Below are 12,911 nucleotides of genomic sequence, written 5' to 3' on the forward strand. Positions count from 1 at the left end.
TCTAACGCAGCACGCGAATATATTCGCCGATAGCTTCACGACTTGAACCCACCACGATACGCTGCTGACCTTGATCATCGATCTCCAGCTGGCCGGCTACATCAATCCGCTCGCCAACCTTGGCCTGCCCGGTATAAGTAGCCGTAAAACACACCACACGTTTAATGTCAGGATCAGAAATGCCAAATTCAGCCGGATAATCAAACCCTAAACTATCATCAATCACATCAGCCTGAATCCGGACAAACCCGGCTTTTTGAAACTGCTTGAGATTAAGATTTGCAGCAGGCGCTAACAAAGATAAATCAAACTTGCGTTGATTGAATATGGCCTTATTGTATTTGCGTTGTTCATGCCAGATATATTCATCTAAAGCAAAGTCACCACAAGCACGTCGTTGATAACTACTTAGCCAGTCATCCTGATTAAGCACCTGACATTGATCTTTGGCAATCAAAGCTTGAATAACGTGGCGGGTTTGATGAAAAGTCTCCCGATCATAACAAACCAAATCCATATCCGAGGCATGATTTTGCATACCGACTAAAATAGAACCGGTCACCCCAAAATGATTTAAATCAATATGATTAGCTATTAATAAGCCACACAAGCCCTGTAAATCTTTGATGACCTTATCATCAGTTTCCTGCCGTAACAATCGGCTCAACTCGGCTGTTGGCTGGTAATGCTGGGTGATGAGTGATTCAGAAACCGCATGCAAATGTGCATCCAGTCGGTTGGAATAATACAAAAAATCAGGATGCTGCGTGTTTAAAAGCGCGTTAGCCTCATCTGTATTAACTTTTCGCCACAGACCATTAAGACAAACATAACGCAAAAAGCATAAAACTTTGTTCTGATCAAGACTATCGGCAACGACTGCAAACAACAATCCTTGCCGGGTTTGAATGAAATCTTTAGCTCGATAAGACATTAAGCCACTTCCACCCGGTTGCGCCCTTGTTCTTTAGCTTTATACAAAGCAGCATCGGCTGCTTTAGTAATTTCCGCTGGCTGACGAAACTGGCCGTTGTAGGTTGCCACGCCCAAACTCAAACTGACATAAACGGCTACTTTAGAACCCGAATGCGGTATCTGTTGAGCAAATATCGCCTGACGGATCGATTCAGCCACGATACTGGCTCCTTGCGAATTTGTATCCGGTAAAATCACGGTAAATTCCTCTCCACCATAACGACAAGCCAGATCATATGGGCGTTTCGCTTGCTCGGCTAAGATCTTGCCAACTTGGGTTAAACAATCATCGCCTTGCTGATGACCATAAGTATCATTATAGATTTTGAAAAAATCCACATCGCAAATAATGACGGATAATGGCGATTTATTTCGTTTAGCGCCGGCAAATTGCCGCTCAAGAGTATTATCAAAATTGCGCCGATTAGCCAAACCAGTGAGTTGGTCGAACAGCGACAAACGCTCCAACTCCAAATTCAGATGCTGCAACTCCCTCTGCGCGTTGAACAACTTTTGACGCATCAAATAAATCCGTTCCATCGCAATCACGGTTAATTGCAACCTGATTGGATTCAGCGGTTTTAGCAGATAAGCATCGCCACCTGCCAATATGCCATTGGCAAAGGAATCGTCGTCGCTATGAGTGGTGAGGAAAATGATCGGAAACCAATCGTCTTTTTTGATTTCCCGAATAGCTTTAGTGGCATCGACCCCATTTAGACTCGGCATTTCCACGTCCATCAGGATTAAATCCACTATATGATCCGCCACATATTGCAGGCAATCAGCGCCGTTTTCGGCGTAAGCCACTTCGTGTCCCAAGGTTTTTAAACATTCGGCAACCAACATGCGTATGGCCTTGCTGTCGTCAACCACCAAAATTTTCATAGCGTCTTAATTTTTATTTCCGTAACAGGATTCTAATCTAAAACTTTCGACAGGCAGAAAACAATTGATAAAACTAAGTCTATCCCCTATTCTCAATCGGATAAAAAGTCATTGAAAGCATAGCAAACTATCTAATTCATGCCTGACAACATAAGGAGCCATTATGAAAATAGGCGTACCCAAAGAGATCCACGAAGGTGAAAAACGTGTCGCCACAACCCCGGATGCTGCAAACATGCTCATCAAACTGGGTTTTGAGGTTTGTATTGAAAGCGGTGCCGGATTATTAGCCAATATTAGCGACGAAGCTTACCGGGAAGTAGGGGTAAAAATAGTACCCACCGCAAAAGCCGTTTGGCAAAAATCCGATATCATCCTGAAGGTCAGAGCACCTGAACGACACCCGGAACTGGCAATTGATGAAGTCGAGTTGATGAAGGCCGGTCAGCATTTAATCAGCTTCATCTGGCCCGCACAAAATGAACAATTAATGCAGAAACTGGCGGCTAAAAAAGTCACCGTGTTAGCTATGGACAGCGTACCGCGCATGTCACGCGCACAAAAAATGGATGCCTTAAGCTCCATGGCCAATATTGCCGGCTATCGTGCTGTTATAGAAGCCGCTCAACATTTTGGACGTTTTTTTACCGGCCAAATCACTGCAGCCGGAAAAGTACCGCCGGCCAAGGTATTGGTCATCGGCGCAGGTGTTGCCGGCTTGGCTGCTATCGGAGCGGCCAAAAGCATGGGTGCCATCGTGCGAGCTTTCGACACCCGTCCGGAAGTAAAAGAACAAATCGAAAGTATGGATGCCGAATTTCTGATGCTGGACTTCGAAGAAGAAGGCTCAGGCAGCGGCGGTTATGCCAAAACCATGTCCAAAGAATTCATCGAAGCCGAGATGGCCTTGTTTGCTCGTCAAGCCATGGAAGTCGATATCATCATCACGACAGCTTTAATTCCCGGCAAGCCTGCCCCTGAGCTAATTACCGCCGGCATGGTGAAATCCATGAAACCCGGCAGTGTCATCGTCGATTTGGCTGCCGAACAAGGTGGTAACTGTGCCTTGACCGAAAAAGATCAAATCGTAGTCAAGCATGATGTCAGTATTATCGGTTACACCAATTTACCCAGCCGCTTAGCCAATCAGTCCAGCCAGCTTTACTCGACAAATTTACGCCACCTGATCACCGATTTGTGTCCACAAAAAGACGGCATACTTGACGTCAACATGGATGACGAAGTCATTCGCGGCGCAACTGTCATCAAGGAAGGCAATATTACCTGGCCACCGCCACCGCCTAAACTGACGGGTAGTCACAAACCATTGACTGAGTCCCCAGCGGTTCCTGAAGTACTTGCAAAACGTAATATCGTGCCAGAACCCTTAAAACAGTGGCTGCCCATTTTATTAGCAGGCACGGCATTGTTTGGCATGGGTGCTGTGGCACCGGTATCTTTTCTGTCTCATTTTACGGTATTCGTATTGGCTTGTTTCGTCGGCTATCAGGTGATATGGAATGTGTCCGCCTCTTTACATACACCTTTGATGAGTGTCACCAACGCCATCAGCGGCATCATAGTCATCGGCGCAGTGGTACAGATTTCGGTGCCCGATAATACCATTGTGACGATATTGTCCGGATTGGCCATCCTGATTGCCGCCATTAATATTGTCGGCGGCTTTTTAGTGACGCGCCGCATGCTTGAAATGTTCAGAAAATAAGGGGAATTTATATGTCACAAGGTCTAGTAACAATGTCGTATATTGCGGCATCGATTCTGTTCATTTTAAGTTTAAGCGGGCTCAGCAACCAGGAAACCGCAAGGCGTGGTAATTATTTTGGTATGGCCGGCATGGCGATTGCCATTATTGCCACTATATTGGGCGACAAAGTCACGGCATACACCATATTGATCATAGCTTTGGCTATAGGCGGTCTGGTTGGTGCGCGGGCTGCTGCCAAAGTCGAAATGACGCAAATGCCGGAACTGGTTGCATTGATGCACAGCTTGGTGGGTATGGCAGCTGTACTGGTGGGCTTTAGCAATTTTCTGGATCATTCTGTCATCTTGGAAGGTGCAGAAAAAACCATACATGAACTGGAAATTTATATAGGCGTTTTTATCGGTGCAGTAACCTTTTCCGGTTCGGTGATTGCGTTTGGTAAGTTATGTGGTCGTATCAGCGGCAAGCCGTTATTACTGCCTGCTCGGCACGTGCTTAATCTTGGCTTGTTTCTAATCACGTTTGCGCTCGGCAATCTATTTTTAGAGGGCGCTGAAACCGGTGGCGGGCTGATACCATTATTAATAATGATGGTCATAGCACTGGCTTTTGGCGTGCATATGGTGATGGCTATTGGTGGCGCCGATATGCCGGTGGTGGTATCCATGCTAAACAGTTATTCAGGTTGGGCAGCGGCAGCTACCGGATTTATGTTGAGCAATGATTTGCTGATTGTAACCGGTGCCCTAGTCGGTAGTAGCGGTGCTATTTTGAGCTATATCATGTGCCGAGCCATGAATCGCCATTTCCTGAGCGTGATTGCCGGTGGCTTTGGTAGCGCCGGTGGTGGCGAAGCGGCGGAAATCGAAGGTGAGATTTATCCAATCGAAATTGAAGAAACCGCACAACTGCTGCGCGAAGCAAAAAGCATCGTCATTATTCCAGGCTATGGCATGGCGGTCGCTCAAGCTCAGCACACGGTGAATGAAATCACCAAATTGCTGACAAGTCGCGGCAAAAAGGTACGCTTTGCCATACACCCGGTCGCTGGTCGTATGCCAGGGCATATGAACGTGTTATTAGCCGAAGCCAAAGTGCCGTATGACGTGGTGTTCGAAATGGATGAAATCAACCACGAGTTCCCAAATGTGGATGTCTCTATCGTTATCGGCGCCAACGATATCGTCAATCCATCCGCATTAGACGACCCCAACAGTCCGATTGCCGGTATGCCGGTATTGGAATGCTGGAAAAGTGGCACCACCATCGTCATGAAACGCAGCATGGCTTCTGGTTATGCCGGTGTTGGCAACCCATTGTTTGTACACGAAAACACCCGCATGTTGTTTGGGGATGCTAACGACAGACTACAAGCTTTATTAAAAGCCTTGCAGGAATAACGCTTAAAAATTAAAGGGCGGCATACACAAAGAATGTCGCCCTTTTTTCAGCGCAACAGCCTAAACGGTTAATTTGGCCGACTCGCAAACTTTAATTTTCTACCCTAACAATAATTATCGGAAATCCTGTCTAAGCTAAAAAATATACATAAAGTTTCGCTCGTTTTCTCATGAACTCTGGAGTACTTACCATGGCACGAAAAGTCAATTCAGCGGGTATAAAACTGGTTCAAACATTTGAAGGTCTTAAACTAGAAGCTTATACCTGTCCGGCTGGTATCTGGACCATAGGCTATGGCCATACCAAGGGCGTTAAAAAAGGCGACAAAATTACAGACGCTGAAGCCGAAAAAATTCTGGCGCAGGATTTGGCTCAATGCGGCGAACAAATCGAAAAATGTGTCAATGTCCCCTTAAATGACAACCAATTTGCAGCGCTAGCCAGCTTCGTATTCAACGTAGGCATTGGTAGCCTGACAGCAAGTAGTTTGCTACGTCGATTGAATCATGGCGATTACGACTGCGTGCCCAGCGAACTCAGCAAATGGGTTAAAGCATCCAACCCTAAAACCGGTAAAAAAGTCACTTTGGCTGGCCTGGTGAAAAGAAGAGCGGCAGAAGGCGAATTATGGCTGGAGACCGATAGCGGCGATGCGTTTTTAAACAGTCAAGACATGCCACAACAAGTTCATGCCGATGATAGCCGAACCATCTACAGAGTCGCCGCACGCAGTGGGCTGAGAGTACGCTCAGGTGCCAGCACCAGTTACGATGTTATAAAGGTATTGCCGCTGGATACCCAAGTCTATGTTATCCGCGAAAAAGAGGGCTGGGCAGCCATAGACACAGAAGGAGACGGCGCATTAGACGGCTGGGTCGCCATGGATTTTTTAAGAGTGCATCAAACCTGAAGGGTTAACAATATTGATGGATATATTTTCAGAACTTGAAATCTGCGTAGCCTCGATTGGCGATAACGTAATCAAGGGAAATCGTGTCCGTCATACGTAACCGTATCGGGTCAACGCGATAAGTGTGCATCCGAATAGGTTGTGCCAAGCCAGCCGGCGAGGCGCAACGATCGCGAACGATGCGCCTAACGGCAGCATCCTATAAGCGCACCTTATCGCGTTGCTGGCGTCACCGCAGGCGGTTTTCGAAACTCGCTCAATCGGGCAAGTGAAGGTGCGGAAATTGATCTGTTGTTGCGCGCAATAGTCCCGTTGCGATAAACCACTACGCTGCCACGCTTCTATATGCTGACGCCATTTCGATGCGACCGCCATAACTTCTCCTGATCAAAAAATCACAGGATGCCGCAAACGAATTATTTTTTACAGACGGTACGGCTACGCGCTTACGAACCTTTCTTATTATTCATGCGCGGAATTATCGCCCTAAATAGTGGGCAAAAAGCATTGCCCACCCCTTCAACGCGGGCGATTTAAGATCAGTAATTAAATCGTCTGTAGCCCCAAAAACTGTTGAAACGGCTGAAAATCTTTGTCCGAATGCAGCAATATCAAGCGGTTTTCTATGCAATACGTGGCAATCAAGGTGTCAATGGTTTTGCGGATTGTAATACCTTGTTGCCTTAGCTTTCTAAAGTTGTCTGCACTTTTAAGCGCGATCACCTGACCTACCATCGCACGAATAGGCAATGAGAAGAGTAGGTTTTTGGCAGCGTGGTAATCTGCATCCTGTCTAAAACCTTGTAACACCTCAGCCAGAATCAAATCACCTGTGCATATTGGCTGCATACCTAATAAACCATCCAGTTTTTTGCTTGCCAGCGTTTCAGTGCCATTGAAATAGTCGATCCAGACGCTGGAATCGACCAGTATCACCGATCAGTCCTCATCAGCTCTAAATTGCCTTCCCATTTCAATTTGCCTTTGAAAGCCTTGATGGCCTCTTGCTGCTTAAGCATCAACAAGGTTTTTAAGCCAAGTTCTACTGCTTCGCGTTTGGTTTTGACGCCAGTAGCTGCCAACACGTCAGCCATTAAGGTATCGTCGATACTAATATTGGTTCGCATGCCAAGTCCCCGTGTGTATGATTATCATAAATTGTACACCAACCAAGGTCGATCATAGTAGGAATCCTTCCTATTCCCACGCGAAATCAAAGCAATCACCCTTAACGGTGGGCAGAAAAGCCTTGTAATAACAGGGGTCAGGTTAACTTTAATGTCTGTAATCCTGTTTACTTGCTCTATCCATTAATTTCAGTCATGTAGGCGGGAATAAGCTCTAGCACTTCCGGCAACCTTGAATTGCCAGAAACGCATATCTGCTTATCCTGGCCTACTTGTCTAATGAGACACGAACCGCATCGTTCGAATCAATAGCTATCCGTCAGAGAACCAACACCCACAGCGGTTAAGCGGTCTATTGCTATGCCATTTTTAAGTAGCGCATTGACGCCCCTCTTCTTGTCATTCTTTATACCAACAATATAGCTGAGACAATATGTTACCGAGCGAAAGAATTGATAGTGATCGTTCTTCAATCATCAATGGGGTAAATTTTCGGGTTGGTAAGGTGCTGGAGCTTCGCCCGGTTCCTGTACTACGGGGCTAGATTGGATGCGCTGAGCTATCGAGTCGTGAATACTTAATCCCTTACCTGCAAAATTGCGCACAATTTTGACACCATGCTTAAAGGGTATATGTTGCCAAGGTTTATGACTGCAGCCGGCAGAATTGGGGGATGTTGGCGGGCAATTTGCCGAATCAAATGCTAAATTCAAGGCTTTTAATTGTTCAATCATCCATAACAAAGCAATATCCGACAAGCCGCTTTCATTGTTTGTTGTCGGATAACCGCCGCCGACATCAGCATGTGCACCCGAAAATAGCATTTGTTTTACGTTGGCGGCCTGGTCCCAAAGTGTCGGCGTAAAATCTCCACGCCGTTCATCTAACGATACGGCATGAATACCCTGCTCGACTTTTTCGCTCAGTTGAGTGTCTGCAAATTCAAACACATCCGCCCGATGGTCTTTCTTGTAACGCGGTATGCCCAAAGCACCTACGGTGTCCCATACTGCAACCGCTTTAATATGCTCAACCGAAACAAAATCGCTGGGTTTAATCAAGCGTTGAGAGAGGAAACCGGGTAAATCCGAAATTCCACCGGCTAAACGCGTCCACCAATGTCCTTGACCGCTATCCTTATGATAGTAATACCAAGCTCTGGCACCCCATTTGTAAGCGTCTTCTTTGTCAGTGGTTAAAGGTTTTACCAACAACCCTTGTTCAGTAATCATGCCGGCGAGTGCTCTGACTGTATAAGCGCCTCGACTAAACCCCACCAATACAATGCGATCACCTGGTTCATATTCGCGTGAAATAAAGGTATATCCACGCACAATACGCTTGATAATACCGGCACCAAAAACACCGCCCACCAACTTATTGATGGGATTTTTCCCATCCCCCACGCCATGAATATATTTCGACACTTGAACAACGATGCCATTTTTTAGTTGTCGCTTCTCCTGTTCGTTTTCCAGCGATTGGCTGGCGACATCGTTTACGCCGGCTAAGCACATAAACAATTTATAAACATTGGTAACATCAGGCTGCTGGTCTTCGTTATCATCTTGATCCGGACCATTCCAGGTGCCGTCGGCGCAAAATATGATGTTTTTTGGCATAGTAATGACACCTCTTTATCAAATTATGGTTTACAAAACTAGTTTAGTCGTAAACCCCACATCCCCCAAAAATAACCGAATGTTATCCAGCAATATCTTGTGTCATTAAATGTTGCTGATGGTCCCTCGCCAGTAATAAATAAAATGCCGGCACTACAAATAGTGTAAACAAAGTGCCAATGCCCAGTCCGCTGGCGATTACCAGGCCAATATCAAACCGACTGGCAGCGCCTGGGCCTGATGCCATTAAAAGAGGTACCATGGCAACTATCATGGATACAGTGGTCATTAAAATCGGCCTTAACCGAATGGTAGCCGACTGCTCTACAGCCTGAAACTTATTCAGGTGTTCGTTGATTTGTAATTGATTGGCAAACTCCACGATTAATATGCCGTTTTTAGCCACTAAACCAATCAAGGTAATTAAACCGACCTGGGTATAAATATTGATCGAAGCAAAGCCCAGCATAATAAACGCCAAGGCACTGGCAATTGACAATGGCACCGAGATCAAAATAATTAAAGGATCGCGCCAACTTTCAAATTGGGCGGCTAGTACAAGATAGATAATCAGTAAGGCCATGAAAAAGGTCAGAATCAATGCTGTACCCTGCTGAGCGTATTGCCTGGATGCACCGGTGTAATCAAAGCTGAATCCGCGTGGAAAGTTCTTCTCAGCCAATTGCTCTAAATAAGCCATGGCATCCCCCAACCCGGTGGATGGCGTCATCAAGCCAGTTATGGTCAAACTGTTGAGCTGTTGAAATTGCGTGCGCTTGCTTGGTTCTACTGACTTTTCAAATTTAACCAGGGACGACAGCGGCACCTGACCACCCGATGTTGTGCGCAGGTAATAGTTATCTAATTTGCTGACATCCATACGCGCTAAATCATCAACTTGCGGAATAACCTTATAACTGCGTCCTTGCAAGCTAAAGCGATTGACATATTGCCCACCCAATAATGTTGCCAGATTGCGTCCAATATCCTGCATATTGATACCCAGATCAGCCGCACGATCACGGTCAATTTGCAGGGTAGTTTGCGGTCTATCAAAATTAACATCTTTACTTAAGAAGGCAAACTTGCCACTTAGCATAGCTTGACTCAATATTTCATCAGCCACCTGATCTAACGAGGCATAGTCAGCATCTGTCACCATGACAAACTGCAAGGGTAAGCCGCCGCCAGAACCCGGCAGACTTGGACGCGGCACCACCGCAGTTTGAAAACCGGCTATTTGTCCAACTTTGGCCTGTAATTCCGGCTGAATTTCAGATTGAGAACGTTGCCGATCAAATGTCGATGGCATTTTAAAACCGCTAAATATCCGACTGGTATCACCACCAAAGCCCATGATTAAAAAACTTTCCTTATATTCAGGAATGCTTTCGAACTGTTTTATTAATTCACGGGAATACGTTTCATTGTATTTCAGGGTCGCCGTTTGCGGGCCACTTGCGATGACAAACAAAATACTTTGATCTTCGGTGGGTGCCAATTCTTTATTTGACAGCATAAACATGAAGTAAATACTGACCATCACCAACAGCGCAAATATCCCAATCGCCGCCGGAAATTCCAGTACTTTATGCAGCAGACGTTGGTAATAACCAGCCAGCCCGGTAAAAAAATGTTCGACTGCTAATTCAAAACGGCCTGGATGCCCGGCATCTTTGAGAAATCTGCCGCTCATCATCGGCGACAATGTCAGCGCGATAATCCCGGAAACCAATACTGCGCCAGCCAAGGAAAAGGCAAACTCAGTAAATAAAGTACCTACCAATCCCCCCATAAAACCAATAGGCGCATAGACAGCGATTAAAGTCGTGGTCATGGCGATAATCGGCAACCCCAATTCGCGCGCACCCAGCAAAGCGGCTTGCATACGGGGTTGACCATCTTCAATGTGGCGATGGATATTTTCCACCATCACAATAGCATCATCTACCACCAAGCCAATCGCCAGTACCATAGCCAGCATGGTGAGCAAGTTGATGGAAAAACCCATGGCCAACATTAAGAATGCACCGCCTATCAATGACAACGGCACAGTAATAGCTGGCACTAACGCGGCTCGCAACGAACCTAATGATAAAAAAATCACCACTAACACTATCGCTACTGCTTCGATTAAAGTGGTAAAAACTTCGTCTATCGAATCTTCAATAAACTGACTGGCGTCATAGGGCAACATGATATGCATTGCATCGGGTAAATCGCGCTCTATGTCTTTTAACAACAGTTTCACCGCTTTGGCGACGGTTAGAGGATTAGCCCCAGGCGCTTGCTCGATGCCCATAAAAATCGCCATCTTGCCTTTGTACCAATTGACCGAATCATAGTCTTCGCTACCCAATTCGACAGTAGCGATATCCTCTAGCCTAACCAGGGTGTTATTACGATGACTCACCACCAGTTGTCTAAATTCAGTTTCGTTGACTGCATCGGTCGTTGCGCTTAAATCGATTTTGACAAAATCGCCTTTAGTACCACCAACACCGGATAAATAATTGTTTTCCCGCAAGACGTCACTCACATCGTTTGCGGTAACGCCAACTGCCGCCATACGTTCCGGATCCAGCCAGATGCGCATGGCAAAAGTTTTGTTCCCTATCACCTTAGCTTTACCGACACCCGGTACGGCTTGTATTTTCGGTTGTACTACACGCAGAATATAGTCGCTCAGTTGGGCCGCTTTCAGGCTGTCGCTGTATAAGGCAATGTACATCAGCGCGGTACTTTCCCCAGTTTGCGAAGTAATCACCGGGTCTTCTGCCTCAGCCGGTAACACGTTGCGTTGACTGGCGACCTTGGCCTGAATTTCGGCGACAGCCGCATTCGGGTCATAATTCAGCCGCATATGAGCTTCTATGGTTGAACTGCCCTGCTGGCTACTGGAAGACAAATAATCGATGCCGTCTGCTTCGGCGATAGCCTGTTGCAGAGGATTGGTAATAAATCCTTTGACCAGCTCGCTATTCGCCCCAGGATAGGCTGTGGCAATCGTCACTACGGTATTTTCGGTTTCCGGATACTGCCTGAGTTCCAGCACGGAAATAGCTCTGATACCCAGCACCAAAATCAACAAGCTGATCACACTGGCCAGAACCGGGCGTTGTATGAATATATCAGTGAACTTCACTGTATATTCTCCCGCTCGCCGGGCGCAGGCTGATTATCTATGGTCACTGGCATGCCATTGCGTAATTTGATCTGTCCGGCACTCACCACTCTGTCGCCGGCTTGAAGACCACTAATAATCTCCACCCTACCCTCACGGCTTTGGCCACTGACAATCTGCCGACTTTGCACAGTTAAGCCTTGATCGGTTTGTTCTATTAAGAACACAGAATTACCATAAGGGTTATACGTGATAGCTGTGTCGGGGAGAGTTAATACAGGGATGCTTTTACCCGATTCGATTTTTACTTGAACGAACATACCAGGCCGCAAAACTTTGTCTTTATTGCTAATTTGGGCGCGGACTTTTATTGACCGGGTATCTTTTTCCACAGCCGGACTTATCGCAAAAATTTTGCCACTAAACACCCTATCCGGATAGGCTTGCACGGTCGCTAGAATGGCTTGCTGGTTATCTAACAGACTCATGTAGCGTTCCGGCACTGTGAAATCCAAATAAATTGGATCAAGCTGCTGCAAACTGACAATCGGTGTTCCTTCGGATAAATATTGCCCTAAATCAACCATACGTATGCCCAATTCACCAGAAAAGGGCGCTTGAATACGTTTTTTCTCTATTCGCGTACGTTTTGCTTCCACTGCAGCCATAGCTTGGGCTAACTGCGCTTGATTCTGATCATAGTCGGCCTGAGACAGGTATTTTTTGACTATCATCTTTTCACTGCGCTGTAATTGCGATTTCGCCAGTTGCAATTCTGCTTGTAAACCTTTGAGCTCTGCTTGGTCTGTATCAGTATCCAGCTCTACCAGCAACTGGCCTTTTTTGACCGATTGACCGGATTCAAAGTGAATGGCTTTAATCTTGCCGACCACTTCATTGCTAACGTCCACGCCGGCAATTGCCGTCAAACTACCGACGGTTGCTATCGAGGAAGGCCACTGCGCCTGCTGTACCGTAGCAACTGCAACAACTGCTGGGGGTGGTGGTTTAACTTGACTGGCAACTTGTTGAATTTGATAAAACTTAAAGCCAAATAAACCACCCAATAACAACAGAGCCAAGAATAAAACTATAAAAATACGTTTTGTCATTTGATAATTATGGGCATGAAATT

At 46.2% G+C, this 12,911-nt stretch carries 11 protein-coding genes; 3 read left to right on the forward strand and 8 right to left on the reverse strand.

Annotated features, from left to right (window positions below):
* Nucleotide 1: 1 nt before the first annotated feature.
* Together A1359_RS19040 and A1359_RS19045 are read right to left on the reverse strand one after the other, a co-directional pair.
* The gene (locus A1359_RS19040; protein ID WP_066987122.1) at nucleotides 2–934 is read right to left on the reverse strand and encodes a hypothetical protein; all 933 of its coding nucleotides are present in this window, start codon (nucleotides 932–934) and stop codon (nucleotides 2–4) included.
* Nucleotides 934–1,863, reverse strand: coding sequence for a diguanylate cyclase (locus A1359_RS19045; protein WP_066987125.1), 930 nt, complete (start codon nucleotides 1,861–1,863; stop codon nucleotides 934–936). The genes A1359_RS19040 and A1359_RS19045 overlap by 1 nt, the downstream gene beginning before the upstream one ends.
* Nucleotides 1,864–2,026: 163 nt before the next feature.
* On the opposite strand from A1359_RS19045, the gene A1359_RS19050 reads away from it, so the two are divergent.
* The 3 genes from A1359_RS19050 (at nucleotide 2,027) to A1359_RS19060 (ending at nucleotide 5,903) form a co-directional block, all read left to right on the forward strand.
* Nucleotides 2,027–3,589 (forward strand): Re/Si-specific NAD(P)(+) transhydrogenase subunit alpha, encoded by a 1,563-nt coding sequence (locus tag A1359_RS19050; protein WP_066987128.1) that lies wholly within the window; start codon nucleotides 2,027–2,029, stop codon nucleotides 3,587–3,589.
* An 11-nt stretch (nucleotides 3,590–3,600) separates the two neighbouring features.
* The gene (gene pntB, locus A1359_RS19055) at nucleotides 3,601–4,992 is read left to right on the forward strand and encodes a Re/Si-specific NAD(P)(+) transhydrogenase subunit beta (protein ID WP_066987131.1); all 1,392 of its coding nucleotides are present in this window, start codon (nucleotides 3,601–3,603) and stop codon (nucleotides 4,990–4,992) included.
* A 191-nt stretch (nucleotides 4,993–5,183) separates the two neighbouring features.
* Nucleotides 5,184–5,903 (forward strand): glycoside hydrolase family protein, encoded by a 720-nt coding sequence (locus A1359_RS19060; protein WP_066987134.1) that lies wholly within the window; start codon nucleotides 5,184–5,186, stop codon nucleotides 5,901–5,903.
* 90 nt (nucleotides 5,904–5,993) lie between these two features.
* Here A1359_RS19060 and tnpA read toward each other — a convergent pair whose 3' ends face one another.
* The 6 genes from tnpA to A1359_RS19085 form a co-directional block, all read right to left on the reverse strand.
* Nucleotides 5,994–6,278: an IS66 family insertion sequence element accessory protein TnpA gene (gene tnpA / locus A1359_RS23745; protein WP_408606566.1), complete on the reverse strand. Its 285-nt coding sequence runs from the start codon at nucleotides 6,276–6,278 to the stop codon at nucleotides 5,994–5,996.
* Nucleotides 6,279–6,449: 171 nt separating this feature from the next.
* Entirely contained in the window at nucleotides 6,450–6,839 is a 390-nt protein-coding gene (gene vapC, locus A1359_RS19065; protein ID WP_066987137.1) for a type II toxin-antitoxin system VapC family toxin, read from the reverse strand.
* Entirely contained in the window at nucleotides 6,836–7,030 is a 195-nt protein-coding gene (locus A1359_RS19070; RefSeq protein WP_066987140.1) for a type II toxin-antitoxin system VapB family antitoxin, read from the reverse strand. Before A1359_RS19070 ends, vapC begins: the two co-directional genes overlap by 4 nt.
* A 476-nt stretch (nucleotides 7,031–7,506) precedes the next feature.
* Nucleotides 7,507–8,652, reverse strand: coding sequence for a DUF2235 domain-containing protein (locus tag A1359_RS19075; RefSeq protein ID WP_066987143.1), 1,146 nt, complete (start codon nucleotides 8,650–8,652; stop codon nucleotides 7,507–7,509).
* A gap of 82 nt (nucleotides 8,653–8,734) precedes the next feature.
* Complete coding sequence (locus tag A1359_RS19080) at nucleotides 8,735–11,797, reverse strand: efflux RND transporter permease subunit (protein WP_066987145.1); 3,063 nt, start codon at nucleotides 11,795–11,797, stop codon at nucleotides 8,735–8,737.
* Nucleotides 11,794–12,888 (reverse strand): efflux RND transporter periplasmic adaptor subunit, encoded by a 1,095-nt coding sequence (locus tag A1359_RS19085; protein ID WP_066987148.1) that lies wholly within the window; start codon nucleotides 12,886–12,888, stop codon nucleotides 11,794–11,796. Before A1359_RS19085 ends, A1359_RS19080 begins: the two co-directional genes overlap by 4 nt.
* Nucleotides 12,889–12,911: the final 23 nt, after the last annotated feature.

Source organism: Methylomonas lenta, assembly GCF_001644015.1.
Taxonomy (GTDB): domain Bacteria; phylum Pseudomonadota; class Gammaproteobacteria; order Methylococcales; family Methylomonadaceae; genus Methylomonas; species Methylomonas lenta.